General features: G+C 67.5%; 24 protein-coding genes and 1 tRNA gene. 8 read left to right on the top strand and 17 right to left on the bottom strand.

Going from position 1 to position 25,579, the window contains the following annotated elements:
* Positions 1–5: 5 nt before the first annotated feature.
* From ASC59_RS05510 to ASC59_RS05525, 4 genes are all read right to left on the bottom strand, one after another.
* Positions 6–1,046: an AAA family ATPase gene (locus ASC59_RS05510; RefSeq protein WP_055819291.1), complete on the bottom strand. Its 1,041-nt coding sequence runs from the start codon at positions 1,044–1,046 to the stop codon at positions 6–8.
* A complete protein-coding gene (gene coaD, locus ASC59_RS05515) occupies positions 1,043–1,531 on the bottom strand; it encodes a pantetheine-phosphate adenylyltransferase (protein WP_055819293.1) in 489 nt (162 codons plus the stop codon). The genes ASC59_RS05510 and coaD overlap by 4 nt, the downstream gene beginning before the upstream one ends.
* Before the next feature lie 69 nt (positions 1,532–1,600).
* Entirely contained in the window at positions 1,601–3,826 is a 2,226-nt protein-coding gene (locus tag ASC59_RS05520; protein WP_055819296.1) for an ATP-dependent DNA helicase RecG, read from the bottom strand.
* Entirely contained in the window at positions 3,823–4,581 is a 759-nt protein-coding gene (locus ASC59_RS05525) for a tetratricopeptide repeat protein (RefSeq protein WP_055819301.1), read from the bottom strand. Before ASC59_RS05525 ends, ASC59_RS05520 begins: the two co-directional genes overlap by 4 nt.
* Positions 4,582–4,630: 49 nt before the next feature.
* Here ASC59_RS05525 and rsmD point away from each other — a divergent pair, with 49 nt between their 5' ends.
* Entirely contained in the window at positions 4,631–5,221 is a 591-nt protein-coding gene (gene rsmD / locus ASC59_RS05530; protein WP_055819304.1) for a 16S rRNA (guanine(966)-N(2))-methyltransferase RsmD, read from the top strand.
* A 1-nt stretch (position 5,222) separates the two neighbouring features.
* Here the strand turns inward: rsmD and thiL are convergent, their stop codons facing one another.
* On the bottom strand, positions 5,223–6,212 hold the full coding sequence (gene thiL / locus ASC59_RS05535; protein WP_055819307.1) for a thiamine-phosphate kinase: 990 nt from the start codon (positions 6,210–6,212) through the stop codon (positions 5,223–5,225).
* A 24-nt stretch (positions 6,213–6,236) separates the two neighbouring features.
* On the opposite strand from thiL, the gene ASC59_RS05540 reads away from it, so the two are divergent.
* Complete coding sequence (locus ASC59_RS05540) at positions 6,237–6,746, top strand: DUF3515 family protein (protein ID WP_055819310.1); 510 nt, start codon at positions 6,237–6,239, stop codon at positions 6,744–6,746.
* Between the two features lie 54 nt (positions 6,747–6,800).
* Here the strand turns inward: ASC59_RS05540 and ASC59_RS05545 are convergent, their stop codons facing one another.
* The 7 genes from ASC59_RS05545 to ASC59_RS05575 form a co-directional block, all read right to left on the bottom strand.
* Entirely contained in the window at positions 6,801–7,901 is a 1,101-nt protein-coding gene (locus ASC59_RS05545; protein ID WP_055819313.1) for a D-alanine--D-alanine ligase family protein, read from the bottom strand.
* Positions 7,798–8,946 carry an NAD(P)H-dependent glycerol-3-phosphate dehydrogenase gene (locus ASC59_RS05550; RefSeq protein WP_055819316.1) on the bottom strand — a complete coding sequence of 383 codons (1,149 nt, stop codon included), beginning with the start codon at positions 8,944–8,946 and terminating at the stop codon, positions 7,798–7,800. The genes ASC59_RS05545 and ASC59_RS05550 overlap by 104 nt, the downstream gene beginning before the upstream one ends.
* On the bottom strand, positions 8,939–9,706 hold the full coding sequence (locus tag ASC59_RS05555; RefSeq protein WP_055819319.1) for a lysophospholipid acyltransferase family protein: 768 nt from the start codon (positions 9,704–9,706) through the stop codon (positions 8,939–8,941). The genes ASC59_RS05550 and ASC59_RS05555 overlap by 8 nt, the downstream gene beginning before the upstream one ends.
* 7 nt (positions 9,707–9,713) lie before the next feature.
* The gene (gene murA / locus ASC59_RS05560) at positions 9,714–11,084 is read right to left on the bottom strand and encodes a UDP-N-acetylglucosamine 1-carboxyvinyltransferase (protein ID WP_055819322.1); all 1,371 of its coding nucleotides are present in this window, start codon (positions 11,082–11,084) and stop codon (positions 9,714–9,716) included.
* Between the two features lie 17 nt (positions 11,085–11,101).
* The gene (leuD, locus tag ASC59_RS05565; protein ID WP_055819325.1) at positions 11,102–11,704 is read right to left on the bottom strand and encodes a 3-isopropylmalate dehydratase small subunit; all 603 of its coding nucleotides are present in this window, start codon (positions 11,702–11,704) and stop codon (positions 11,102–11,104) included.
* The gene (leuC, locus tag ASC59_RS05570; RefSeq protein ID WP_055819328.1) at positions 11,704–13,152 is read right to left on the bottom strand and encodes a 3-isopropylmalate dehydratase large subunit; all 1,449 of its coding nucleotides are present in this window, start codon (positions 13,150–13,152) and stop codon (positions 11,704–11,706) included. The genes leuD and leuC overlap by 1 nt, the downstream gene beginning before the upstream one ends.
* A gap of 144 nt (positions 13,153–13,296) precedes the next feature.
* Positions 13,297–14,319 carry a TerC family protein gene (locus ASC59_RS05575; RefSeq protein ID WP_055819331.1) on the bottom strand — a complete coding sequence of 341 codons (1,023 nt, stop codon included), beginning with the start codon at positions 14,317–14,319 and terminating at the stop codon, positions 13,297–13,299.
* 247 nt (positions 14,320–14,566) lie between these two features.
* On the opposite strand from ASC59_RS05575, the gene ASC59_RS05580 reads away from it, so the two are divergent.
* A complete protein-coding gene (locus tag ASC59_RS05580; protein ID WP_082513602.1) occupies positions 14,567–15,292 on the top strand; it encodes a TIGR00645 family protein in 726 nt (241 codons plus the stop codon).
* 163 nt (positions 15,293–15,455) lie between these two features.
* On the opposite strand, the gene ASC59_RS05585 is transcribed toward ASC59_RS05580, so the two are convergent.
* Positions 15,456–15,531, bottom strand: a tRNA-Glu gene (locus tag ASC59_RS05585).
* A 62-nt stretch (positions 15,532–15,593) separates the two neighbouring features.
* Complete coding sequence (locus ASC59_RS05590; RefSeq protein WP_055819334.1) at positions 15,594–16,502, bottom strand: diacylglycerol/lipid kinase family protein; 909 nt, start codon at positions 16,500–16,502, stop codon at positions 15,594–15,596.
* Positions 16,503–16,590: 88 nt separating this feature from the next.
* Here ASC59_RS05590 and ASC59_RS05595 point away from each other — a divergent pair, with 88 nt between their 5' ends.
* Entirely contained in the window at positions 16,591–17,229 is a 639-nt protein-coding gene (locus ASC59_RS05595; RefSeq protein ID WP_055819336.1) for an MBL fold metallo-hydrolase, read from the top strand.
* Between the two features lie 129 nt (positions 17,230–17,358).
* Here ASC59_RS05595 and ASC59_RS05600 read toward each other — a convergent pair whose 3' ends face one another.
* On the bottom strand, positions 17,359–18,789 hold the full coding sequence (locus tag ASC59_RS05600; protein WP_162243175.1) for an HNH endonuclease signature motif containing protein: 1,431 nt from the start codon (positions 18,787–18,789) through the stop codon (positions 17,359–17,361).
* A gap of 444 nt (positions 18,790–19,233) precedes the next feature.
* On the opposite strand from ASC59_RS05600, the gene ASC59_RS05605 reads away from it, so the two are divergent.
* Positions 19,234–19,560: a hypothetical protein gene (locus tag ASC59_RS05605; RefSeq protein ID WP_055819344.1), complete on the top strand. Its 327-nt coding sequence runs from the start codon at positions 19,234–19,236 to the stop codon at positions 19,558–19,560.
* Positions 19,561–19,598: 38 nt separating this feature from the next.
* Here ASC59_RS05605 and ASC59_RS05610 read toward each other — a convergent pair whose 3' ends face one another.
* Both ASC59_RS05610 and ku read right to left on the bottom strand, forming a co-directional pair.
* Positions 19,599–20,609 carry a DNA topoisomerase IB gene (locus ASC59_RS05610; RefSeq protein WP_055819346.1) on the bottom strand — a complete coding sequence of 337 codons (1,011 nt, stop codon included), beginning with the start codon at positions 20,607–20,609 and terminating at the stop codon, positions 19,599–19,601.
* Positions 20,610–20,676: 67 nt separating this feature from the next.
* The gene (gene ku / locus ASC59_RS05615) at positions 20,677–21,666 is read right to left on the bottom strand and encodes a non-homologous end joining protein Ku (protein ID WP_055819349.1); all 990 of its coding nucleotides are present in this window, start codon (positions 21,664–21,666) and stop codon (positions 20,677–20,679) included.
* Positions 21,667–21,742: 76 nt separating this feature from the next.
* Between ku and ASC59_RS05620 the strand changes: the two genes are divergently transcribed.
* The 3 genes from ASC59_RS05620 (at position 21,743) to ASC59_RS05630 (ending at position 25,554) form a co-directional block, all read left to right on the top strand.
* Entirely contained in the window at positions 21,743–24,217 is a 2,475-nt protein-coding gene (locus ASC59_RS05620; RefSeq protein WP_055819354.1) for an ATP-dependent DNA ligase, read from the top strand.
* Between the two features lie 63 nt (positions 24,218–24,280).
* Positions 24,281–24,889: an SRPBCC family protein gene (locus ASC59_RS05625; RefSeq protein ID WP_055819357.1), complete on the top strand. Its 609-nt coding sequence runs from the start codon at positions 24,281–24,283 to the stop codon at positions 24,887–24,889.
* Positions 24,886–25,554: a DUF4166 domain-containing protein gene (locus tag ASC59_RS05630; protein ID WP_055819360.1), complete on the top strand. Its 669-nt coding sequence runs from the start codon at positions 24,886–24,888 to the stop codon at positions 25,552–25,554. The genes ASC59_RS05625 and ASC59_RS05630 overlap by 4 nt, the downstream gene beginning before the upstream one ends.
* The last annotated feature ends 25 nt before the right edge of the window (positions 25,555–25,579 follow it).

A 25,579-nucleotide genomic window follows, 5' to 3' on the forward strand; every position in this document is an offset into this window, starting at 1 on the left:
GCGAATCAGGACCGCTTCTGGTTGCCGAGCGGTACTGCCGTCTCGGAGACGATGCGCAGCACGATCTCCTCGATGAGAGCCGAGCTGTCCTGGTGGTGATGACCGAGGGCCCGGCTCGTGGGCACCAGCCTGTGACCGAGAACGGCGACGGCGAGCTCGTCGATGTCGTCGGGAAGAACGAAGTCGCGACCCTGCAGTGCCGCGTGCGCCTTGGCCGCGCGGATGAGCTGCAGCGTGGCCCGAGGGCTTCCCCCGAGCCGCAGATCGCGGTCGTCGCGGGTGGCGCGCACGAGGGCCACGGCGTACTCCTTCACGCCCGGGGCAGCGAAGACGCCCCTGGCCGACGACATCATGGCGCGGAGCTGCTCGAGGTCGACCACGGCGCCGATCTGCTCGAGCGGGCTGGTGACGTCGCGGGTGTTGAGCATCTCCACTTCGTTCTCGGTGTCGGGGTATCCCATGGAGATGCGGGCCATGAACCTGTCGCGCTGAGCCTCGGGAAGCGCGTACGTGCCCTCCATCTCGATCGGATTCTGCGTGGCGACGACGGTGAACGGCGTCGAGAGGAGATAGGTCGTGCCGTCGACTGTGACCTGGCGCTCCTCCATGCACTCGAGAAGTGCGGACTGCGTCTTGGGCGATGCCCGGTTGATCTCGTCGCCGATCACGATGTTCGCGAACACCGCACCCGGCTTGAACTCGAAGCGACGCTCCGCCTGGTTGTACATCGAGACGCCGGTGACATCGCTCGGCAGGAGGTCCGGAGTGAACTGGATGCGGCTGACGGTGCTGTCGACCGACTTCGCCAGCGCCTTGGCGAGCATCGTCTTCCCGACGCCGGGAACGTCCTCGATGAGCAGGTGCCCCTCGGCGAGCAGGACTGTGAGCGCCGTGCGCACGGCGGCGTGCTTGCCTGCGATGACGGACTCGACGTTCGCGATGATCGCGTTCGCGTGGCGCAGCACCTCGTCGAGCGGCATGGCGACGGTGTCGTCGGCTGTTGCGACCGAGGAGTCGGTGGGGATTCGGGTGGCTGAGCTGTTCATCGGAGTGACCCCTGGAGGAAATCGGCGACAGCACGCGGCACGTAGGGGGCGACGTCGCCCCCGAGAGCCGCGACCTGTCGGACGAGGGAACTGGACACGTGGGCGTGAGCTGGATCGGGGAGCATGAAGATGGTCTCCACGCCGGCGAGGTTGCGGTTGACGATGGCCATCGGAGTCTCGTACGCCACGTCGACCTGCGAGCGGATCCCCTTGACGAGCACGGATGCCCCGACCTCAGTGCAGTAGTCGACGAGCAGGCCGACACTCCACGACGCGACGACGACATTGTCACCGGCGCCGGATTCGGCGATGGCACGTTCCAGAAGGCTCACCCTCTGGGCGATGGGCAGCAGGGCGTTCTTGTCTGGATTGTGCACCACGAGCACGTGCAGCTCGTCGAAGAGGCCGGCAGCGCGCTCGATCACGTCGAGGTGACCCAATGTGGCTGGGTCGAACGAACCGGGAACGACGGCGATCCTGCGCATGGGTTTCACCCTAGCCTTTCGGCATGACTCCTCTGCTGGAGAGCCGGTGTGAATCCCGAACAGGGGTCATCACGCCTTGTTGAGGTATTCGCGCTCCGACTCGTCCAGCCTGCGGGCGACGGCCTCGCGCAGGTCGGGGTGATCCGCGAAGGCGGGATCGACATCGAGGATCTCCTGCACGGCTCGACGCGCGTCGGCGATGATCTCGCCGTCCTTCGCCACCCGCAGGAGGCGGAGCGACGAGCGCCCTCCCGACTGCAGCCCGCCCAGCACGTCGCCCTCGCGGCGCAGCTCGAGGTCGGCCTGGGCGAGTTCGAAACCGTCGAGGGTGGCTGCGACGGCGTCGACGCGTTGACGACCCAGCGACTCCTCGGCGGCGTTCGTCACGAGGAGGCAGAGCCCCGGAACCGATCCACGGCCGACGCGTCCGCGCAACTGGTGCAGCTGCGAGACGCCGAACCTCTCGGCGTCGAGCACCACCATGGTCGAGGCGTTCGGAACGTCGACGCCCACCTCGATGACCGTCGTCGCGACGAGCACGTCGATCGTGCCGGCTGCGAATGCCTGCATGACCGCATCCTTCTCGTCGCTCGACATGCGCCCGTGGAGCGCCTCGATGCGCCGCCCGGCCAGGTCGGGATGGCTTCGCAGGGCCTCGAGAGTCGACGTGACCGAGGCCAACGGCTCCTTGGTCGCGGCCTCGTCCGACGCGTCCAGCTCGCCGAGGTCCTCACCCTCCTCCGGTTGCTTCGCATCGATCGCCGGGCAGACGACGAAGGCCTGCCTCCCGAGCGCGAGTTCCTCGGCGGTGCGGGTCCAGACACGATTCCACCAGCCAGGCTTCTCGGCCAGCGGCACGACGAAGGACTCGATGCCGGAGCGGCCAGCCGGAAGCTCGCGGATGACGCTCACATCGAGGTCGCCGAACACCGTCATGGCGACAGTGCGCGGGATGGGCGTCGCAGTGAGCACGAGCACGTGCGGTGGCGTCGAGCCCTTCAGACGCAGCGCCTCGCGCTGATCGACGCCGAAGCGGTGCTGCTCGTCGATGACCACGAGGCCCAGGTCGTAGAACGACACGGTCTCGCCGAGGAGGGCGTGCGTACCGACGACGATGCGGGATTGGCCGGAGACGGCTCGCAGCAGCGCCTTGCGACGCTCTGCCGCGGAGAGCTGCCCGGTGATGAGGGTGGGCATGAGCTCGGCCGAGAGGTCGGGCCCGAGAGTGCGCGCGATCGAACGCAGGTGTTGCGCCGCGAGCACCTCGGTGGGTGCGAGCAACGCCGATTGTCCCCCGGACTCCGCCACGGCGAGCATGGCGCGCAGGGCGACGAGGGTCTTGCCGGAACCGACCTCGCCCTGTACGAGGCGGTTCATGGGTGCCGTCGCTGCCAGGTCGCCGGCGATCTCGTCTCCCACCTCCTCCTGGTCTGCGGTGAGGGTGAACGGCAGGATGGCGTCGAAGCGTTCGAGATAGCCCCCGGGGCGAGGCACTCTGGAGGTGGTCGCCCACGCCCGATGGATGGCGCGCTCCTGCAGCAGCGCGGCCTGGAGCACGAAGGCCTCGGCGAACCGCAGGCTGTCACGAGCCCGTCGCCAGTCGGCATCGGTCTGCGGGCGGTGGACGAGCTCGAGCGCCCGCGCATGGGCGAGCAGCCCCTGCTCCTCGCGGACGGCGGCCGGGACCGCGTCGCCCACCCCGCGCAGGCCATCGAGAGTCGTCGCTATGGCCTTGGCGATGTTCCAGCTCGACAGGCTCCCGGTCGCCGGGTAGATCGGGATCGGCATCTCCGACCAGCGCTTGCCGGCATCGGGATCGTTCGCACCGCTGAGCGCGACGGAGTCGTCGTCGAACAGTTCGTAGTCGGGGTGCGCCAACTGCAGCGCGCTCCTGTAGGCGGTCACCTTGCCCGCGAACACACCGCGGACTCCGGGACGCAGCTCTTTCTCGCGCCAGCCCTGGTTGAAGAAGGTGAGGGTGAGGATGCCGGCCCCGTCCGAGATCGACACCTCGAGGATGTGTCCTCGGCGGTTCTTCATCGAACGCCCGCGCACCTCGCGCACCTCGGCCACGATGGTCACGTTCTCATCGAGCGGCAGGCGATCGAGGGCGGTCAGCTCTCCGCGGCGGGCGTAGCGCCGTGGGTAGTGGCTGAGCAGGTCCCCCACGGTGCGGATGCCGAAGGCCTTCGCCAAAGGGGTCGCTGTGCGCGGAGCCAGCACCGTCGCCAACGGCGCGTCGAGCGGGCTGGTCGGCACGCCGACGGCACCTGACGAGGCGTCGGTCGAGGTCATTCCTCGATCGTAGAGCGATCGTCCGTCAGAGCCCGGATCTCGGCGGCCACGTACGGGTCGTCCGGACGCTTCTCGGCGAGGGAGCGCTGCTGCACGAGGGCCTCATCCGTTCGACCGAGGGTGCGCAGGCAGCGGGCGACGGCCCATCGTCCGATGAAACGCTGATCGGCCGTTCCCACCTCCCGGGCGTACTCGAGGGCGCGTTCGAAGTGCGGCAGGGCTTCGGCGGCATGGCCACCATCGTGCAGGAACCACCCCAGGTTGTTGTGCAGCGCGACGCCCCAGCGCCTGGTGCGAGGTTGTGTGGCCCGTTCGAGCACGGCGAAGCCGACCTCGGCCCACTCCTCCTCGTGTCCGGCATCCGCGATGGCGAGCATGTGGAGCGCATCGAGGGTGAGGAAGGTGACGCGGCCGGATGCCGCACGCCTGGCGGCCTTCGTGAACAGGGGAACCGCCACGAGGGGCTCGTTCTGGGCGAGCCGCAGCCTCCCGCGCTCCAGGGCTATCCGCGCCTCCACGATGGGCGAGGACGGCACGATCGAGTCGAGGACGGCCTCGGCGTCGTCGAACTGCTCCATGAGCCCGAGGGCCCTCGCCAACTGGGTCGCGATCTCCTCGCGGGCCTCCTCGCTGTAGGCGAGGTCGTCGGCCGCGGCCTGGAAGCGCTCCGCCGACGCCGCGGGATCCGAGAAATCCCACAGCGTGTCCAAGACGGACTGGTCGATGGTCTGGAGCTGAATCGTCGTGTCCCCCACCTCTCCATCATCACACCCCGTAGGCACGCACGGGTAGGCTCTGTTCGTTATGACGCGCATCGTCTCCGGCTTCGCCGGCTCACTCACCCTCGCCGTGCCCAGGAGCGGAACCCGCCCCACGAGCGACAGGGTCCGGGAGGCGATCTTCTCGGCACTCGACGCGCGCGACGAGATCCGTGGCGCCCACGTTCTCGACCTGTACGCGGGCTCGGGATCGCTCGGCCTCGAAGCCGCCAGCAGGGGTGCTGCATCCGTCGTCCTGGTCGAACGGAATGCCGCGGCCGCGGCCGTCTGCCGCAAGAACACCGAGTCGCTGCTGCGCACGGCCCCGACGAGCGGACGGCCACGCATCAGCGTCGCTGCACAGTCGGTGCAGCACTACCTCGAAAGCGTGGTGGGCGATTTCGACCTCGTGTTCCTCGATCCGCCGTACGACCTCCCGGGCGATGAGCTGGACCGCGCCGTGGCCGCGCTCGCTCATCACCTGTCCCCCGGAGCGACGGTCATGATCGAGCGCAGCACCCGGTCGGGCCCGCCGACGCTTCCGAGCGGGCTGGAGCTCGATCGCGAGAAGAAGTACGGCGAGACGACGTTGTGGTGGGCGACTGCCGTCGCGGCCACCCATCGCGCCGCGGACTGACTCAGCCGGCGGCGCCGTCCCAGCCGCGATAGGGGTCCCACCCGGTGGCCAGGTGCTGGCTGCCGTCGACGCTCACGACGCCCGCATCCTCTGTGACCTGGCCGATGATGCGGAACGGTGGCGGCACGACCGCACCTTTCGGGAAGGTCGCGAGCAGTCCGTGGTCCTCTCCTCCGCCGAGCGCGCGCTCGACATCGCCGCCCAGCGCCGACGAGTCGAAGTCGATGCCGACTCCGCTCGCCCGGGCGATCCGCGCCGCGTCGAGCGCCAGTCCGTCCGAGACGTCGAGCATGGCGGTCGCTCCTCCGATCGCGGCGATGGTGCCGGCCCCGATGGGAGGGCTCGGGGCGAGCTGGGCATCCACAGCCTCCGGATGCCGCAGGCGGAGCGCCGTTGCTCGCCCGGCGTCGGGTCGGCCCTGGTCGTCGACGCCACCGCGGAACAGCAGGCCGAGTCCCTCGGCGGCGAGTCCGAGCTCCCCAGCCAGGGCGACGACATCGCCGGGGCGGGCTCCGGAGCGCAGCACGGGCGACCGGCCCTGCAGGTCGCCGAACGCCGTGACCGCGATCGTGAAGGTGTCGGAGACCGAGAGGTCCCCTCCGACCACGCCGCATCCGGGAGCAAGGGCTGCGCACGCCGCACGCAGTCCGTCGGCGAAGCCCTCGACCGCGGAGACGGACAGCGTCGGCGGTACCGCAAGGGCGACGACCAGGGCTGTCGGCGCCGCCCCCATTGCTGCGACATCGGAGAGATTGGTGGCTGCGGCCTTCCAGCCGAGATCGAACGGCGTCGACCAGGCCAACCTGAAGTCGGGACCGTGCACCATCATGTCGGTCGTGACCACGAATCGCGCATCCGGAGCCGAGATGACGGCAGCGTCGTCGCCAGGACCCACGAGAGCGGCATCCGCGCCGGGAAGGCGAGGGAAGATCCGGGCGAGCACGGCCAGCTCGCTCAGCTCGCCGACGGTCGGGCTCGAAGCTTCATCCATTCCTCACACGGTAGCCTGAAAGCGATGTCACTCCGTTCCGCGCTGCGTTCCGCCGCGATCCCCTGCACTCTCGTCCTCGCGGCCGTCGCCCTCACCGGATGCGCATCCGCCGTCTCGCTCGAGCCGGCGGCCGACGCGAAGGACACGGCCTGCGCCGACGTCGTCGTGCGTCTGCCGACCACCGTGGCTGACCAGGCCGCACGGGAGACGGGCGCCCAGGGCACCGGCGCGTGGGGGGATCCGGCATCGGTCCTGCTGCGCTGCGGTGTTCCATCGCCGGGCCCGACCACCGACGAGTGCGTGAGCGTGAACGGCGTGGACTGGATCCAGGACGACTCCGATGCGCCGACCTATCGCTTCACGACCTTCGGACGCAGCCCGGCCGTCGAGGTCATTCTCGACTACGACACCGTGAGCGGAGCGACGACGCTGGCCGACCTGGCATCCGCCGTCTCCGTCATCGAGCCGACGGCGCAATGCACCGACGTGACCGATGTGCCGGAACCGACGAGCACGCCGAGTTCCGCCGGATGATCTCCTGAGCGGTACGCACCGGCATCCGTCGGCGAGGTGGAACCGCGTCGGACCTCAGCCGACGCGGACGCCGCGGGCGACAGCGACCCTGATGAGCTCGTCGATCAGCTCGGGATAACTGAGGCCGGAGTTCAGCCAGCACGTCGGGAACATCGAGATGGGCGTGAAGCCCGGCATCGTGTTGATCTCGTTGATGACGAAGCCCGTGTCCGTGAGGAAGAAGTCCACCCGCGACAGTCCCTCGGCGCCGATCGCCTCGAACGCCGCGATGGCGATGTCGCTCATCTCGGCGAGCTGCTCGTCGCGCAGGTCGGCCGGGCAGGTGAGCTGGACACCGGGCGCATCGAGGTACTTCGCCTCGAAGTCGTAGAACTCGCGGCCCGACATGATGACCTCGCCGGCGACGGAGGAGCGCGGGCTCTCGCCGTGCGCGCCTCCGAGGATGGCGATCTCGAGCTCACGGCCGACGACACCGGTCTCCACGAGCACCTTGTCGTCTTCGGCGAACGCCGTCGCGAAGGCGGCATCGAATTCGTCGTCGGCAGTCACCTTGCTCACGCCGACGCTGGACCCGGCTCGCGCCGGCTTGACGAAGACCGGCAGGCCGAGGGCGGCGACCGACGACCGGACGGTGGCGGGGTCGCGCTCCCACTCCTGGGCCGTGATGGTGCGCCACGGCGCGACGGCGATACCGGCGTGCTGCAGGACGAGCTTGGTGAAGTGCTTGTCCATTCCGAGCGCGCTCGCGAGCACGCCGGAACCCACGTAGGGCAGCCCGACGAGTTCGAGCATCCCCTGCAGAGTGCCATCCTCACCGAACGGCCCGTGGAGGATGGGGAAGACCAGGTCGATGTCGCCGAGGGAGCGCATGCCCTCGGCATCCGTCACCCTCAGTTCACGGGTGGCAGCGCTCTCGGGCCACGTGATGCGGCTGCCGTTGTCGACGACCTCCGGCAGGGCCTGGGGATCGAGGGCGAAGCGGTGGGCGTCATCGGACTCGAGGACGAAGGCTCCATCACGGGTGATGCCGACGGGGATGACGTCGTACTTCTCACGGTCGATCGCCGAGAGAACTCCCCCCGCCGTTGCGCAGCTGATGGAATGCTCGCTTGACCGACCGCCAAACAGCAGCACCACCCTGAGCTTGTGCGTCATCGAGATTCCTTTCGCCCTGCGGCTCGTCCGAGTCTGTGGTGAGGTGTGGTGCGATGTCGGCGGGCTTGAGGGTTCCCGCCAGCACCTGCCGCACCTGTTCGACGATGGGCATGTCGACGCCCTTCGCCTTGGCCAGTTCCAGAACCGGGCCGACGGATGCGAATCCCTCGGTGGTCTGCTTCATCTGCTTCGTAACGTCGGCCATGGAGAGCCCCTGTCCGAGGAGGCGCCCGGCCGTGTTGTTGCGTGACAGCGGGGACTGGCATGTCGCGATGAGGTCGCCGAGTCCGGCGAGGCCGGACAGCGTCTCGACGTGGGCGCCGTGGGCGACGGCGAAGTCCGTCATCTCGACGAGGCCGCGGGTGATGATCGACGCCTTGGTGTTCTCCCCGTAGCCGACTCCGTCGACGATGCCGATCGCGACGGCGATGAGGTTCTTGAGCACTCCGCCGAACTCCGTGCCGATCACGTCGGTGTTGACGAAGGTGCGGAAGTACGCGGTGCTGGCCAGCTTGGCGACAGCCTGGGCCGTCTCGAGGCTGGTCGAGGAGACGACGGCGGCCGTCGGCTGCTCCTTGGCGATCTCGAGAGCGAGGTTGGGGCCGGAGACCACGGCGACCTGCTCCGGCGGGATCGGCAGTGCCTGGCCGATGACCTCGCTCATGCGCAGGTCGGTGCCCTTCTCGACACCCTTCATGAGCGACACCACGATGGCGTTGGCACCGAGATGGGGCCGGGCCGCGGCGAGGGTCTCCCGCAGCGACTGGCTGGGCACCGCGAGGAAGACCTGCTCGGCGCCTGCCAGGGCGAGGTCGAGGCGCGAGGTCGCACGCAACGAGACGGGGAGGTTGATGCCGGGGAGGTAGTCGCTGTTGCGCTTCGCCTCCTGGATCTCGCGGGCCAGCTCCGGCCGCCGCGCCCAGATCATGACGTCGGCTCCGCCGTCGGCGAGGATCTTCGCGAAGGTGGTGCCCCAGCTGCCGGCGCCGAGCACTGCGACCCGGGTGCCGCGCAGGACGGCGGCGGCCTTCGGGGGCTTAGCCATCGAAGCGGCCGGTCTCGGTCTGCTTGTGCGTCGCCGGATCCCAGCGTTCTGCCGGTACCGGCTCGCCGCGGAGGTCCGCGAGCAGGGCCGTGACAGCATCCATGACCCGGTTCGTCGCCTCGGCGAGAACGGCGGGCTCGAGCGGACGACCGCGGAAGTCGTCGAGGTCGACCGGATCGCCGAAGGACACGTGGATGGGCTTGCGGCGGAAGAGAACGAGCTTCTTGCCGTAGCGGGGCATGAGAGCCTGGGTGCCCCAGTGCGCCACGGGGATGACGGGAATGTCCTGCTCCAGGGCGATGCGCACGGCGCCGGTCTTCCCGCGCATGGGCCACAGGTCGGGATCTCGCGTCAACGAGCCCTCGGGGTAGACGACCACGAGGCGGCCCTTCTCCACGAGTTCCTCGGCTGACCGCAGCGCCTGGTGGCCATTGCCACCCGCACGCTCCACCGGGATCTGGCCCGACCAGCGCAGTAGCGCGCCGATTCCGGGAACCGAGAACAGCGACGCCTTGGCCAGGAACCTCGGAAGGCGACCCTGCTTGAACACGGCCACGCCGATGACCAGAGGGTCGATCTCGCTGTAGTGGTTCGGCGAGAGCACCAGCGCGCCCTCGGAGGGGAGCTTCTCGGCATTGTGGAAGGTGAACTTGACCGAGAGGTTCATGGGCGGCAGCGCGATGGCTGCCAGCAGCCAGAAGATCCCGGGCTTCCGGGACTCCCGGGGCGCGCGTCTCGTCGGCGAGGTGGTGCTGGGCATCCCCCTATTATCCTTCGAGAACGAAGTCGGCTCCGAGCTGCTGCAGCTTTCCGATGAAGTTCTCGTAGCCGCGGGCGATGATGCCCACGTTGGAGACCGTCGACGGTCCCTCTGCCGAGAGAGCCGCGATGAGGTGGCTGAAGCCGCCGCGCAGGTCGGGAACCTCGATGTCGGCGCCGTGCAGCTTGCGCGGGCCCGAGATGATCGCCGAGTGCTGGAAGTTTCGCTGACCGAAGCGGCAGGCCTGCCCGCCGAGGCAGTCCTTGTGCACCTGGATCTCGGCGCCCATCTCCACGAGGGCGTCCACGAAGCCGAAACGCTGCTCGTACACGGTCTCGTGCACGATCGACACGCCGTGAGCCTGCGTGAGGGCGACGACGAGGGGTTGCTGCCAGTCCGTCATGAATCCGGGGTGCACGTCGGTCTCGATGAACACGGGGTTCAGCGGCGTTCCGGGGTGCCAGAAACGGATGCCGTCGTCGTGGATCTCGAACTGCCCGCCGACCTTGCGGAAGACGTTGAGGAAGGTGAGCATCTCGGACTGGCGGGCGCCGCCGACGAAGATGTCGCCGTCGGTGGCCAGGGCGGCGGACGCCCAGCTGGCGGCCTCGTTGCGGTCGAACAGCGCGCGGTGGGTGTAGCCGTCGAGGCGCTCGACACCCTCGATGCGGATGACCCGGTCGGTGTCGACCGTGATGATCGCACCCATCTTCTGCAGGATGTTGATGAGATCCATGATCTCGGGCTCAATCGCAGCGCCCTTGAGTTCGGTGATGCCCTCGGCACGGACGGCCGTCAGCAGGACCTGCTCCGTGGCTCCGACGCTCGGGTACGGCAGCTCGACCTTGGCCCCCTTGAGGCCGTTCGGAGCCGACATCCGGATGCCGCTCGGAAGCTTCTCCACGATGGCGCCGAACTTGCGGAGCACCTCGAGGTGGAAGTCGATGGGGCGGTCGCCGATGCGGCAACCGCCGAGGTCGGGGATGAAGGCCTCGCCGAGGCGGTGCAGGAGGGGACCGCAGAACAGGATCGGGATCCGGCTGGAACCCGCGTGGGCGTCGATGTCGGCGAAGTGCGCGCTCTCGACGTTGGAGGGGTCGAAGATCAGCTCGCCCTCTTCGAGGCCCTCGACGACGCGCACGCCGTGCACCTCGAGCAGGCCGCGCACGATGCGCACGTCGCTGATGTTCGGGACGTCCTTCAGGACGCTGGGCGTCTCTCCGAGGACAGCAGCGACCATCGCCTTGGTGACGAGGTTCTTCGCCCCCTTCAGCTCGATCCGACCACGAAGCGGCTTTCCGCCATTGATCGTGATCTGGTCGACGCTGAGCCCAACGGCAGTGCCGTGGTTGCGTGCATCTTCGCCGAGTGTGTTCAAGTAATGCTTCTCCAGCTCTATGACTGCTTGACCGGCAGTGTTCGCGGTCGCCAGCTCTCGCGGGTCTGTTCGAATCGATCGATCCGATCCGCATCTCGCAGGGTCAGTCCGATGTCATCCAGACCCTCAATGAGCCGCCACCTAGTGTAATCGTCAATCTCGAACGGGACGCTGAACGACCCGGCCGTGACCTTTCGCTCAACCAGATCCACGGTCAGCTCTATTCCCGGCTGCGCCTCGATGATCGCCCACAGCGCCTCGATGTCCGGCTCGGCCACCTCACCGGCGAGCAGGCCCTGCTTGCCGGAGTTGCCGCGGAAGATGTCGCCGAAACGCGGGCTGAGCACGACGTCGAAACCGAAGTCGCGCAGTGCCCAGACAGCGTGCTCACGGGACGAGCCCGTGCCGAAATCCGGACCGGTGATCAGGATGCGAGCGCCTTGGTACTCCGGGCGATTCAGCACGAAATCGGGGTCCTGGCGCCATCCGGCGAACAGAGCGTCCTCGAAGCCGGTCTTCGTGACCCGCTTCAGGTAGACGGCGGGGATGATCTGGTCGGTGTCGACGTTGGAGCGCCGGAACGGAACGGCGATGCCGGTGACCTTCTCGAACTTCTGCATCAGCGTGCCTCTCCATCGGTCTGCAGATCCCACGGACTCGACAGCGTGCCTCGGATGGCGGTCGCTGCGGCTACCAGCGGTGAGACCAGATGGGTGCGGCCGCCCTTGCCCTGACGCCCTTCGAAGTTGCGGTTGGACGTCGAAGCACAGCGCTCACCCGGTGCCAACTGGTCGGGATTCATGCCGAGGCACATCGAACAGCCGGCGAAGCGCCACTCGGCGCCGAAGTCGGTGATGATCTTGTCGAGCCCCTCGGCTTCGGCCTCGATGCGCACACGCGCTGAGCCCGGAACCACCATGACGCGCACGCCATCGGCCTTCTTCTTGCCCTGGATGACGGATGCGAACGCTCGCAGGTCCTCGATGCGGCTGTTCGTGCACGAGCCCATGAAGACCGCGTCGACCGCGATGTCCTTGAGCGGCGTGCCGGCGGCGAGGTCCATGTACTCCAGGGCGCGCTCTGCCGCCGCGCGCTCGTGCGGATCATCGATCTCGACGGGATTCGGAACGGTGTCGCTCAGCGAGACGCCCTGTCCGGGGTTCGTGCCCCAGGTGACGAAGGGCTCGAGGGTGTCGGCGTCGATGAAGACCTCGGCGTCGAAGACCGCTCCGTCGTCCGTGGCGAGGGTGCGCCAGTAGGCGACGGCGTCGTCCCAGTCCTGGCCCTCCGGCGCGTGCGCACGGCCCTTGACGTAGTCGAAGGTGGTGTCGTCGGGCGCCACCATGCCCGCACGGGCCCCGGCCTCGATCGACATGTTGCAGATCGTCATCCGGCCGTCCATCGACAGGGCCCGGATGGCGCTGCCGCGGTACTCGAGCACGTAGCCCTGACCGCCGCCGGTGCCGATCTTGGCGATGACCGCCAGGATGATGTCCTTCGCCGTCACGCCGGGGCGGAGGGTGCCCTCGACGGTGATCGCCATGGTCTTGAACGGCTTCAGCGGCAGCGTCTGGGTGGCGAGCACGTGCTCGACCTCGCTGGTGCCGATGCCGAAGGCCATGGCGCCGAATGCACCGTGGGTCGAGGTGTGCGAGTCGCCGCAGACGACGGTGATCCCGGGCTGGGTCAGGCCGAGCTGCGGACCGACGACGTGCACGATGCCCTGCTCGATGTCGCCCAGCGAGTGCAGCCGAACGCCGAACTCGGCGCAGTTGCGCCGGAGCGTCTCGATCTGCGTGCGACTGGTGAGATCGGCGATGGGCTTGTCGATGCCGATGGTCGGGGTGTTGTGGTCTTCGGTGGCGATGGTCAGGTCGGGGCGACGCACCGGCCGCCCGGCCATCCGCAGTCCGTCGAAGGCCTGCGGGCTGGTGACCTCGTGCACGAGGTGCAGGTCGATGTAGATGAGATCGGGCTCGCCGTTCTCGCCCTTCGAGACGAGGTGGGCGTCCCAGACCTTCTCGGCGAGGGTGCGCGGCGGCAGGGTGTCAGAGGTGTTCGCGTTCATTGCTGATGCACTTTCCATGATCGGTATTCAGCCAACGGGAAACGCCGCGACGAGGAAGGCCTGTCAGAACGAGGTCTCGTCGCGGCACCCGAGAAGAAGCTGAGGGCACTGCACCCCCTCAGAGTACACCGAGCGAACCGAGCGTTACTCCTCGGTGAAGTGCGGCACCTCGTCCATCAGCTTGTGTCCGCGCTTCTTCGCATCGATCCGCGCCTTCACCAGGCTCGCGATGGTCGCAACGGCCATCGAGGCGATGATCACGATCAGCGATGTCCAGGTGTCGATCTCGGGAACCCAGTCGATGTGCTCGCCGCCGTTGATGAACGGGAGCTCATTCGTGTGCAGGGCGTGGAAGACGAGCTTGACGCCGATGAAGAAGAGGATGAAGGCGATGCCGTACTTGAGGTACTCGAGGCGCTCGAGCAGGCCTCCCAGCAGGAAGTACAGCTGGCGGAGACCCATGAGCGCGAACACGTTCGCGGTGAACACGATGAACGGCGATTGCGTGATTCCGAAGATCGCCGGAATGGAGTCGAGGGCGAAGATGAGGTCGGTCGTGCCGATCGCAATGAACACGATGAGCACGGGGGTGAACATCTTCCGGCCGTTCACGAGCGTGCGCAGCTTGATCCCGTCGAAGTCCGGCGCGATGTCGACGCGCTTCCGCATCATCTTGATGAGGCCGCTCTCCTCGCCGTCGTCCTCGTGGTTGCCGAACGCCTGGTTGAAGGCCGTGTAGAGAAGGAAGGCGCCGAAGATGTAGAAGATCCAGCTGAAGTTCTCGATGAGGGCGGCGCCCAGCAGGATGAAGATGAGGCGCAGGACCAGGGCGATGATGATGCCCACCATCAGCACTTCCTGCTGGATCTTCCTCGGAACGGCGAATCGGGCCATGATCACGACGAAGACGAACAGGTTGTCGATCGACAGGCTGTACTCGGTGAGCCAGCCGGCAAGGAACTCGCTGCCGTGCTGGGCGTCGCCGATCACGAACATCAGTCCGGCGAAGATCAGTGCGAGCGCCACGTAGAACACGACCCACAGCGTCGCCTCCTTGAACGACGGCACGTGGGGGCGCTTGATGACGAGCAGCAGGTCGGCGACGAGGATGACCGTGATGACGACGAGCGACGTGATCTCGAACCAGACGGGAAGGGCGGACTCCATGTGGGGCCTTTCGCAGGAAGAGGGGAGGACGAACCGCTGAAAGTCTCTCCCGCATCGTATTCGATGCCATCGGATCCGGGGCGGCTTCAGTGCCGCCCGTGATGACGGACCCGACGAGGTGGGATACTCCCCTTCGCACGTTCAGCCTAACCGACCGCCGGTCCCTCCCGGTTCACGGCTGACGCGCAGGAACAGCCTCGATAGCATGGCGACCCGAGGACTTTTCAGGAGACAAGACGTGACCGCCATGCCCCCGCAGCCCCGCACCACCCGCCCGTACCCGACGTCCACCTGGACGAACGGCATCGGCTATCTCATCTTCTTCAGCCGCTGGCTGCAGGCCCCGCTCTATCTCGGCCTCATCGTGGCCCAGGCCATCTACGTCGTCGTGTTCATGATCGAGCTCTGGCACCTCGCCGAGGAGGTCCTGTTCCACACCGCCGCCATCAGCGAGGCGAAGATCATGCTGGCCGTTCTCGGCCTCATCGACGTCGTCATGATCGCGAACCTGCTCATCATGGTGATCATCGGCGGCTACGAGACCTTCGTCTCCAAGATCAAGGTCGACGATCACCCAGACCAGCCCGAGTGGCTCTCCCACGTCAACGCCAACGTGCTCAAGGTGAAGTTGGCGATGGCGATCATCGGCATCTCGTCGATCCACCTGCTCAAGACCTTCATCGAGGTCGGGGACATGACGGATTCCGGTTCCGGCAACGACCTCGGTGAGGGCGACAACTACACGCCGACGGGCGTCATGTGGCAGGTCATCATCCACGTCGTCTTCATCTTCTCGGCGCTCGCCCTGGCCTGGATCGACCGCATGTCGTACCACCACGTCGTCCCGGGAGAGATCCACGACGGTGTCGTTGTGCCGGTTCCGCCGATGCTTCCGGCGCGCGCGAGCGATTCGGCCCCCGGCATCCGCGAATCGGATGATCGCTACGACGCTCTGTTGAGCTCTCGCAACTGACGTTCCACAAGCGGGCGTCGCGGTGAGTCACCGCGGCGCCCATATGTGTCGATTCGAATACGACGGCGGCGGGCGTGCTGGCCCATCACCGATTCAGCATATGGGCGCTGAAATCACGCATTAAACACGAGAACCCCCGGCTGAGCCGGGGGTTCTTTCGTGATGGTGACCCCAACCGGATTTGAACCGGTGCTGCCGCCGTGAGAGGGCGGTGTCCTAGGCCGCTAAACGATGGGGCCGTTTTTGCAACTTGAAAAGTATGCCACACGGTCTGCGCCATTCCAAATCGAGGCCGAGACCCTCAGACCAGGATGCGCAGTGCTCCCGGCACGACGGTGATGTCGATCGGAAGGGGGCCGACTCGTTCTCCATCGGCGTAGGCGACGATGGAGGCATCCGTCTCGATGCGGATGGCGCTCGCCCGCACGATCTCCACAGCGGGGTGGGTGTTGTGCGTACCGGAGAACACCTTCGGGAACACGCGGATGAACTCCAGGCGCGACAGCCTCTTGACGATGAAGACGTCGAGCAGGCCGTCGTCGAGGAGCGCGTCGGGGGCGACTTTCATGCCGCCGCCCAGGGAGACGTTGTTGGCGACGGACACGAGCATTCCCTCGACCTCCCGAACGGTGCCATCGATGGTGAGCGTGTAGCGCACCGGCTTCAGGGTGATGAGCTCGCGCAGCAGCGCCAGGATGTACCTGCTCGATCCGCGAGGACGGGTCATGGTGTTCGCACGTTCGTTGACGACCGCGTCGAACCCGGCCGAGAGCACTCCGGCGTACCAGGTGGTGAGGTCGCCGTGCCGCACGCTGGCGGCGTCGATGAGTCTGGGCTCGCGGTCGAGCGAGTCGAGGAGCGTGCGGATGGCGGCGTCGGTGTCACCGACCGGAAGGCCGAGGCCGCGCGCCATGTCGTTGCCCGTGCCCGCCGCCACGATGCCGAGCGGAAGGCCGGTACCGGCGGCCAGGTTGGCGCCGAGCGAGACCATTCCGTCTCCGCCGACGACGACGAGAGCATCCGTTCCGGCCTCGACGGCATGGGTGGCTTCACGGCGCAGGAGCTCGAAGTTCGGTTCCCGCAGCATCGCCACGTCGTGGCCGGCTCGGAGCAGCGCCTCGACGACCCTGGGCCCGATCTCGCGGTTGCGGCCGAACGACGCGTTGGGGTTGATGGCCACGGTGATCCGCAACGCCGAGGCAGCACTCATACCGCGATTATGGGGGCGTCGGGGCCTTGGTGCCGAAACACCGGTGGTGCGTGTTGCACTGACGCCATCCGGGGTGTTGGCTCGGAGCATGAGACTGACCAAGTTGGAACACGCCGCGCTCGTCCTCGATCAGAACGGCGACAGGCTCTTCATCGACCCTGGTTCCTTCACCACCGCCATCACCGAGTCGTCAGGAACCGTGGCGATCGTCATCACGCACGAGCACCCCGACCACTGGACCCCCGAGCAGCTGAAGCGCATCGTCGATGCGAATCCGGCTGTACGGATCTTCGGCCCGGCCGGCGTCGTCGCTGCGGCGACCGACTTCACGGTCGAGCCGGTGGCCGCGGGCGACACCGTGGAGGTCGGTGCGTTCACGCTGCGGTTCTTCGGAGCGAAGCACGCGGTGATCCACCCGTCGATTCCCGTGATCGACAATGTCGGGGTGCTCGTGAACGACGCGCTGTACTACGCGGGCGACTCGTTCACCATTCCGGAGGGGGTCACCGTCGACACCCTGGCCGCTCCGGCAGGGGCGCCGTGGATGAAGGTGAGCGAGGTCATGGACTACGTCATTGCTCTGGCGCCACGGCACGCCTTCCCCACGCACGAGATGGTGCTCTCACGAGCAGGCAAGGACATGTCGAACGCCCGACTGACCTGGGCTGTCGAGCAGGGTGGTGGAGAGTTCCACGCCCTGGAGCCGGGAGAGTCCCTGGACCTCTGAGCTGGTCCCCCCTGCCCTGACGCTGCTCGCCCGCTCGCTGAGGCCCGGACGCAGTCCGTGGCCGAAGTGCTTCCGTATTCCGGTCGCTGAGGCCCGGACGCAGTCCGCGGTCGAAGCGTGAGCAGAGCTCTACCCCGTGCCGGTGGCAGCCGGTTCGAGCTTGGTGGGGAGGGTGATGGGGTGGGTGATCTCGGCTCTGGTCTTCGGCTTCATCAGGCGGGGTGTTCGGGTGGGGTCGATGTGGGGTGGCGGGATCAGCCAGTACTGGTCGTCGTGATCGCGGGTGATGTCCCAGCCTTCGTTGTGGACGCGGAGGTGGCCTCGGCGGCAGAGGAGGATCCCGTCGGCGACGTCGGTGTTGCCGTGGTCGCGTTTCCAGTGGTTGATGTGGTGGATCTCGGTCCAGGAGGGTGGCCGGTCGCAGTCGGGTTCTCGGCAGCCGCCGTCGCGGATGGTGATCGCGGTGCGTTGTGCTCGGGTGAAGAGGCGTTCGTCGCGGCCGAGGTTCAACGGTTGCCCGGTCGAGGAGAACTGCACGGGCAGATACCCGGCGCACAACCCGCGTTCGACGGTGCCCAGCGAGACAGCGCCCGGGTGCCCTTCGAGGGCTCCGAACCCGGTGCCGGTGGACAGTGCCTGTTCGTTGACGACGATCCGCACCGACGGGGCCTCGGTGTCGAGCAGGCGCATCGGGTTCACTGATGCACCGGCTTTCACCACCTGGATGAGTCCTTCGGCGGCGTGACGTTCCCGGGCAGCCCTGTCGAGGAACGGAGTCCGGGCGGGTGCGGCACCGAAGGGACGTTTCTTCGGGTCAGGGTGCCGTCGGGGGTGGGTGAGTTGATCGTGGACGGTTTGGAGGAGGGCACCGTTCTCGGGGTCGAGGGCGTACTCGCCGCGGTACATGCCGTCGGGGGCGATCCACTGCCGCCAGTACTGCTTCTCCCGCAACACCGCCTCACGCACCGCGACCCCTGAGGTGTCGATGCGGTCCCGCGCCGCCCGGGCCGCAAGCCGGGCTTCGGCAACATGCACCCGGTGAGTGCCGTCGGGGCCGAGGAGGTCGGTGAGCAGATCCACCAGTGCTCCCTGGAGCAGGTCGGCGGTGACAGTATCGGTGGTGTCGCCGACGCCGGCCTGGATCACGTCGGCCACCGGCACCGAGATCCGGCCGGTGGTGACGGCATCCGCCAATCCCGCGTACCAGGGCGCTTCGACCGGAGGCACCATCTCGGCAAGATCCGGGTCAGAGTCCCGGGCGACGGACAGGTCGGTGGCGGCATCGGTGACCGCGATCATCTCGCCCACCCGCGCCAACGAGCGGGCTTCCCCCTTCGATGCCCCGGTCAACGACACCAATAACGTGTCGGCGTCGGCGAACCCTGACCGGCGAGCCAACGACCCCAGACCATGCTCGGGCGTGGAGCGGCGGGCGATCTCCGCAGCCGCCAACGCCGCGAACCGATCCACCTCACGCCGAGCAGCAGCCGCCGCCGTCTGAGTGGCCAGCAGATCCGCATCAGCCAACCCGGCGAACGCCGCCGCACCGGTGCCCGACAAGGCCAAATGCAGCCGCAACCCCGGTGAGCAGATCAACCGGCGCTGGCATGCCTCCATTCTCCCAAAGATGAGGGCCGCTCGGGTCGATCTCGAACAACATTCTGAGATTGGTGACTGGGGAGGAGTCCCGGTCAGGTGGCGATTCCGAAGCCGAGAGAACACCGCTGACGATCGGCTGAAGAGCGGTAGCGTTTGGGGTAGTGACGGTCGGTCTCGATACGCATTCTCGCTGCACTCGACCAACGATTGGCGGGCGGTGCACCCAGGACTCCGAGACGACGAGTTCGTGCCCCTCGGACGTGGGAATTGATGGATTCGCGCTCTCATGACGAGCAAAACGACGGAAATGCTTGCGCTGCCCCCGTTCGGGCGGCATGATTCTCCTGATTGAACCCCCTACTTCATTCACTTCTGCGACCCGAACGCGTAACGAAGGCGAACCGAATGACCGAGTACCTGTACGACCTCTCCGGTGAATGGATCGCCTTCCGGGCGACCACCGAGAGCATGTATCTCTTCGATCCGACAGGCGAGTGGATCGGCTGGTTCCCCTGGGGCGATGCCGAGGCCGTCACGCCCGACGGCGACTACCTGGGCACTGTGATCGATGACCGCCTCGTGCGTGCATACGGGCACGCCTCACGGGGCTACCCCGCGTATCCCGGCGCTCCCGCTTTCCCCGGACTGCCCTACAACCCCGGACAGGCCGCCTTCATCGGCAGCCTCGGTGGCTACGAGGACGCGAACGTCCGGCATTCGCTGAGCGCCTGAGCTGCAGAGCGCCTCGCTGTCCGACGCTCACTCGGCGCTCACTCGTCACTGACCAGCGGCTCCGTGCGCCGAGTCGTACCGGGCTCGGTCCGCTCGTACAGTGCGAGCAGCGCGTTCTCCGGTGAACCCGTGAGGGAGATCGTCTCGCCCGCGAGGTATCGGTCGATGACAGTCGGGTCGATGTAGCTGCCCTTTGCGACGGTCGGCGTGTTTCCGAGCACTTCGGATGCCGCCACCACCGCGGCGCGCACGGCCTGCTTCGCCTGCCTCTCGGTGGCGGCGGGGCCGGCTTCGGCGAGCGCTGTCGCCGCCGCGATGGTGCCGCGCAGGGTGCGGAAGTCCTTGGCCGTGAAGTCCCCTCCTGTGGCCGTACGCACGTAGTCGTTGATCTGCGCACCACCGAGAGCCCGGAAGCGGTCATCGTCACGCCACGCCAGGTAGCGGGAACGAGGCGTGCGTTCCAGCAGCTCCGCGGAGACGGCGGCGAGGGCGGCATCCGTCACCTCGGCCTGCATCTTCTGCCCGCTCTTCGCGGGGAACGCCAGACGCATGATCTCCCCGTCGAGCTTCACGTGGCGCACGAGCAAGGTCGACAGGCCGAAACTCCCGTTCGCCTCGAAGTACGCCTCCGCCCCCACCCTCACGGCAACGAGGTCGAGCAGCCGGAACGATGTCGCGAGAACCCGCTCGCGTGACAGCCCCTCGACGGCGAGATCCCTGGTCACCCGGCGGCGCGCCACGGGGAGGGAGGCCGCCAGTTCCCGCATGCGATCGAACTTGACCGCGTCGCGCGCGGCCGTCCAGTCGGGGTGGTAGATGTACTGCCTGCGTCCGGCGCCGTCGACGCCGACGGCGAGGATGTGCGCGTTCGGGCTGTCGGCGATCCACACGTTGGTCCACGCGGGCGGGATGACGAGAGCCTCGGCGCGTGCGCGCTCCTCGGACTCGAGGGGATTGCCGGCCGCATCCAGGTACCTGTAGCCCTTGCCGGATCGCCGGCGGGTGTAGCCGGTACTGGTGTAGGGCTCGACGCGCTTCAGGCGCGCCATCGTGTCACCTCGCCGTCAGGGGTCAGCGATGTGCCGGTGTACTCCACACCGATCGAGACGCCGGGCTTCACTGCGCCTTCCGCTTCGGGGCGTCGTCAGCATCGGTGTCGGCTTCCGACTTCGAGGATGACTTGGCGGATGCCTTCGTCGACGACTTCGCCGAACCTGAAGCGCTCTTCGTCGCCGTCTTCTTGGCCGGCGACTTCGCTCCCGAGCTCGCGCTCTTCTTCTTCGCCGTCCCCGTCGACTTCGCACCGTCAGCCGACTTCGACCCGCGCGCGCTCTCGACGCTGCGGCGCAGGGCATCCATCAGGTCGATGACCTCGCCGCCCTCCTCCTTCTCGGCCACCTCGCCGAACGTCGCCTCCGTGTCGATCGCATCTCCCTGCTCGAGCTTGCGCTCGATGAGCAGACGGAGCTCCTTCTGGTACTCGTCGACGAATTCGTCGGGCGTGAAGTCGCTGGCGTAGGAATCGACGAGGCTCGACGAGAGCTCCAGCTCCTTGCTCGAGATGCGCACGGTCTCGTCGAGTGCGGGGAATACCGCCTCGCGCACCTCGTCGCTCCACAACAGCGTCTGGAGGACGAGCACGTCGCCGCGAACGCGCAGAGCGGCGAGTCGCGTCTTCTGGCGCAGAGCGAAGCGCACGATGGCCGTGCGGTCCGTCGACTCCAGGGTGCGGCGCAGCAGCACGTAGGCCTTGGGAGAGGCGCCATCCGGCTCGAGGAAATAGCTCTTGTCGAACATGATCGGGTCGATCTGCTCGTTCGGAACGAACTCGACCACCTCGATCTCTCGCGATCGCTCAGCAGGCATCGCGGCCAGGTCGTCGGCCGTGAGCACCACCGTGCGCTCTCCGTCGTCGTAGGCCTTGTCGATGTGGGCGTACGGCACGATCTTGCCGCAGACGTCGCAGCGCCGTTCGTAGTGGATTCGACCTCCGTCGGCGTCGTGCACCTGATGCAGTCCGACGTCGTGATCCTCCGTGGCGCTGTACAGCTTCACCGGCACGTTGACGAGCCCGAACGAGAGCGCGCCCTTCCAGATGGACCTCATCTGATCAGTACACACCCGCAACACCCGTATCGGCTAGGTTTGCCGCGTGGGTTGACAGGCTCGGCTGGAGGGTGAGATGGCGAAGTCATCGGCGTCGCAGCTCGTCAGCGTCGACGGGCATCGTCTGAAGATCTCCAATCTCGACAAGGTGCTCTACCCCGAATCCGGCACGACCAAGGCCGATGTGCTCGGCTACTACGCGGCCATCGCCCCGGTCATGCTCCCGCACGTGATCTTCCGTCCGGCTACCCGCAAGCGCTGGGTGCACGGGGTCGGGACTCCGGATGCCCCCGGGGAGACGTTCTTCCAGAAGGACCTCCCGGCCGGCACGCCCGACTGGGTTCCGCGAGCCGTCATTCCGCACTCCGATCACGACAACACCTACCCCCTCGTGAACAATGCCGCCGTTCTGGCCTGGCTGGCGCAGGCCGCCGCCCTCGAGATCCACGTGCCCCAGTGGCGTTTCACGGCGGAGGGCGCCCGCCGCAATCCCGACCGCATCGTGCTCGACCTCGACCCGGGCGAAGGCATCGGGCTCCCCGAGTGCGCCGAAGTCGCCCGCCTCGCCCGCACCATTCTCACCGGCATGGGCCTCGACCCCCTGCCGGTGACCAGCGGCAGCAAGGGCATCCATCTCTACGCCCAGCTCGATGAGCGACAGACCTCCGACCAGGTGAGCGCCGTGGCCCGCGAGCTCGCCCGGGCGCTCGAGGCCGATCACCCCGACCTCGTGGTCAGCGACATGAAGAAGACCCTGCGCACGGGCAAGGTGCTCGTCGACTGGAGCCAGAACAACGGCAACAAGACCACCATCGCGCCGTACTCGCTGCGCGGGCGGTTCCGCCCGACGGTGGCCGCCCCTCGCACCTGGGAGGAGCTGTCGTCGCCCGACCTCGCGCATCTGGAGTACGGGGAGGTCCTCGCGAGAGTGACGAGAGACGGCGATGCCCTCGCCGCCATCGATGCCGGCGTCGGGCCGGTTCCGGATGCGGGCATCCGTGGTGGGCGTGCGACGGCGGCTGCGGCATCCGGCAGTGATCGGCTCAGCGAGTACAGGGCCAAGCGCGACGCCTCGAAGACACCGGAACCTGTTCCGGATGCGGTGGGCACGCAGGCCGACGGTCGGAGTTTCGTCATCCAGGAGCACCACGCCCGTCGCCTGCACTACGACCTGCGCCTCGAGCATGACGGCGTGCTCGTGAGCTGGGCGGTGCCCAAAGGTGTTCCCGCCGACCCGGGACGCAACCACCTCGCCGTGCAGACCGAGGACCATCCCCTCGAGTACGGGTCGTTCGAGGGGACGATCCCCGCCGGCGAGTACGGCGCTGGAACGATGCGCATCTGGGACTCGGGCAGCTACGAGCTCGAGAAATGGCGCGACGACGAGGTGATCGTGACCCTCACGGGTTCACCGTCCGGCGGACTGGGAGAGCCCGTGCGCCTCGCACTGATCCGCACGAGTACCGACGGGACCAGCGACGCCGGCCGGACTGGCAGCACGCAGAAGTCGAACTGGTTGCTGCACCGCATGAAGTCCACGACTCCGCACTACTCCCCCGCAGCCCGACGCCGCTACGCTCCGGTGCCGCCGGCCGCTCACCAGGCGATGCTCGCGCGGGCGGGCACCCTCTCTGACCTCGGCAACGGGCCGGAGTGGGCGATGGAGATGAAGTGGGACGGCATCCGTGCCATCGCGTCGATCGAGGGCGATGCCGTGCGCCTCATGACACGCAACGGCAACGACGTGACCGCCGCCTATCCGGAGCTCATCGCCCTGACCGACGTCGCCCACGTGCGATCCGGGGTCTTCGACGGCGAGATCGTGGCGACGGATGCCGCGGGCCGACCCGACTTCGGACTGTTGCAGGAGCGCATGAACCTCGTCAAGCCCGGCGAGATCGAAGCTGCGAGGAAACGGCGTCCCGTGCGACTCTTCCTCTTCGACGTTCTGGAACTCGATGGCGAAGACCTCACCGGGCTCGCCTACTCGGCCCGGCGGACACAGCTGGAGAAGGTGGTCGACGCTCCCCGCGGCTCCCCCATCGCGGTTCCCGACGCCTTCGACGGCGATGCGGAGAGCGCGATCGAGTTCAGCAGGAACCTGGGACTCGAGGGCATCGTCGCCAAGGAGAAGGATTCGCTGTACGAGGAAGGGCGCCGATCCGGCGTCTGGATCAAGATCAAGCACCTCGCAACCCAGGAGGTGGTGATCGGCGGCTGGCGGACGGGCAAGGGTCACCGAGCCGGCACCTTCGGATCCCTGCTCGTCGGGCTGCCGACACCCGAGGGCCTGCGCTACATCGGCCGAGTCGGCAGCGGCCTGCGCGACCAGGACCTGCAACGCGTCATGAAGCAGCTCGAACCCCTCGGCCAGACCGACAGCCCCTTCATCGCCGTGCCCCGCGAGGAGTCGCGTGACGCGCACTGGGTGGCGCCGAACCTCGTGGGCGAAGTGGAGTTCTCCGGGTGGACGCGCACCGGGAGCCTCCGGCATCCGACCTGGCGTGGCATCCGTCCGGACAAGAACCCGGACGACGTCAGTCGCGAGTAGTCGCGCGCTTGCCGGGCGGCGAGCCGTGCTCGCTGCAGCCGTTCTACCGGGCAGGATGAACCCGTGTCGTCGCGAGGAATCCACGTGGAGATCCTCATCCGTGCCGAGCTCGACGTCGTCTGGGAACTCACGCAGGATGTGTCGCTGCATCCGCGCTGGGACCTGCGGTTCAGTTCCATCGAACCTCTCGAGGAGCTCAGTGGAGGCGGGTACAGGTTCCGCTACCGGCGCGCACTGCCCGGGCACGTCATCGAGGGAACGGGAACGTCTTCCGGTGAACGGATGCGGCCCGACGGCACGCGTACATCCGCCCTGCGCTTCACTACGACCGATCGACTCTCGCCTCTCGGCGGCGGTCGTGGCTACTGGCGCTACAACCCCACCGCGAACGGCACCGTGTTCGTCACCGGATTCGACTACACGCCGGGATGGGGCCGGGTGCTCGATGCTCTGCTGCTCAGACGTCTCATCGGATGGATGACCGCCTGGAGCTTCGACCGTCTGCGCATCTGGGCTGAGACCGGTGTTGAACCCGAGGACTGGCCGCTGCGCTCGGTTCTCTGGGTCTGGCGGCCCGAGCGACCCCGCGCGGCCAGATGTCGGCGCGTGCCGACCCGCGGCCGCAACCCGAACACGGCACCGGAGATCCTCGCCACGCTGGAGGAACCGTGAGTTCGATCTTCGAGCAGGCCATGGGTGCGGACTTCTCGAAGCTGCATCCGATGCTGCAGCGACGCTTCGGCGTGGGGATCGAGGCCGGATACGGCTGCATCGGCACCGGCACCATGGCGAGCATCCGGCGCGGACCATGGTGGACGGTGCCGTTCCTGCACATCGGCCGCATTCGGAACATCCTCGTCCCCGACATGGGAACCGGGGTTCCATTCACCATCGAGAACTTCCCATATCTGGATCCACTCGGGCGCGAGACCGTCACCTTCGTTCGCGAGTACAGGGTTCGCAGTCGGCCGAGCCGCTTCGATGCGACCATGATCATCGACGAGGGCCGCATCGTCGACTATCTCGGTTCTCATCAGCACCTCGCGGTCGATCTCGAGTTGACCGCCCAGACCGACGGCTCGCTGCTTCTCCGCTCGGGAGAGCAGAGGTTCTACGAGGGACCGCTCGCCTTCCGGTTCCCGATGCTGTTCAGCGGCAGAGCGGAGTTGCGGGAGTCGTTCGACGACGAGGCTCAGGTCTTCCGTATCGCACTGGAGGTGCACAACGAGGTCTTCGGGTTCCTGTTCGGCTACGAGGGCGCATTCAGTTGCGAGTTCCCGGAGGCAACCGACGCACCTGTGAGACTCAAGCCGGTGCGACACGAGCAGCGCACCTGAGACAGCGGGCCGGAGTCCTCGAGAT

The organism is Leifsonia sp. Root1293 (assembly GCF_001425325.1).
GTDB lineage: Bacteria > Actinomycetota > Actinomycetes > Actinomycetales > Microbacteriaceae > Orlajensenia.

What these genes read in the sequence shown, in the direction of transcription:
- leuC (WP_055819328.1), bottom strand. Translation starts at nt 13,152, where the DNA reads ATGAACGCGAACACCTCTGACACCCTGCCGCCGCGCACCCTCGCCGAG.
- coaD (WP_055819293.1), bottom strand. Translation starts at nt 1,531, where the DNA reads ATGCGCAGGATCGCCGTCGTTCCCGGTTCGTTCGACCCAGCCACATTG.
- ASC59_RS05605 (WP_055819344.1), top strand. Translation starts at nt 19,234, where the DNA reads ATGACCGAGTACCTGTACGACCTCTCCGGTGAATGGATCGCCTTCCGG.
- ASC59_RS05595 (WP_055819336.1), top strand. Translation starts at nt 16,591, where the DNA reads ATGAGACTGACCAAGTTGGAACACGCCGCGCTCGTCCTCGATCAGAAC.
- ASC59_RS05610 (WP_055819346.1), bottom strand. Translation starts at nt 20,609, where the DNA reads ATGGCGCGCCTGAAGCGCGTCGAGCCCTACACCAGTACCGGCTACACC.
- ASC59_RS05620 (WP_055819354.1), top strand. Translation starts at nt 21,743, where the DNA reads ATGGCGAAGTCATCGGCGTCGCAGCTCGTCAGCGTCGACGGGCATCGT.
- rsmD (WP_055819304.1), top strand. Translation starts at nt 4,631, where the DNA reads ATGACGCGCATCGTCTCCGGCTTCGCCGGCTCACTCACCCTCGCCGTG.
- ku (WP_055819349.1), bottom strand. Translation starts at nt 21,666, where the DNA reads ATGAGGTCCATCTGGAAGGGCGCGCTCTCGTTCGGGCTCGTCAACGTG.
- ASC59_RS05590 (WP_055819334.1), bottom strand. Translation starts at nt 16,502, where the DNA reads ATGAGTGCTGCCTCGGCGTTGCGGATCACCGTGGCCATCAACCCCAAC.
- ASC59_RS05575 (WP_055819331.1), bottom strand. Translation starts at nt 14,319, where the DNA reads ATGGAGTCCGCCCTTCCCGTCTGGTTCGAGATCACGTCGCTCGTCGTC.
- ASC59_RS05580 (WP_082513602.1), top strand. Translation starts at nt 14,567, where the DNA reads ATGCCCCCGCAGCCCCGCACCACCCGCCCGTACCCGACGTCCACCTGG.
- ASC59_RS05555 (WP_055819319.1), bottom strand. Translation starts at nt 9,706, where the DNA reads ATGCCCAGCACCACCTCGCCGACGAGACGCGCGCCCCGGGAGTCCCGG.
- thiL (WP_055819307.1), bottom strand. Translation starts at nt 6,212, where the DNA reads ATGGATGAAGCTTCGAGCCCGACCGTCGGCGAGCTGAGCGAGCTGGCC.
- ASC59_RS05540 (WP_055819310.1), top strand. Translation starts at nt 6,237, where the DNA reads ATGTCACTCCGTTCCGCGCTGCGTTCCGCCGCGATCCCCTGCACTCTC.
- ASC59_RS05520 (WP_055819296.1), bottom strand. Translation starts at nt 3,826, where the DNA reads ATGACCTCGACCGACGCCTCGTCAGGTGCCGTCGGCGTGCCGACCAGC.
- leuD (WP_055819325.1), bottom strand. Translation starts at nt 11,704, where the DNA reads ATGCAGAAGTTCGAGAAGGTCACCGGCATCGCCGTTCCGTTCCGGCGC.
- ASC59_RS05510 (WP_055819291.1), bottom strand. Translation starts at nt 1,046, where the DNA reads ATGAACAGCTCAGCCACCCGAATCCCCACCGACTCCTCGGTCGCAACA.
- ASC59_RS05550 (WP_055819316.1), bottom strand. Translation starts at nt 8,946, where the DNA reads ATGGCTAAGCCCCCGAAGGCCGCCGCCGTCCTGCGCGGCACCCGGGTC.
- ASC59_RS05545 (WP_055819313.1), bottom strand. Translation starts at nt 7,901, where the DNA reads ATGACGCACAAGCTCAGGGTGGTGCTGCTGTTTGGCGGTCGGTCAAGC.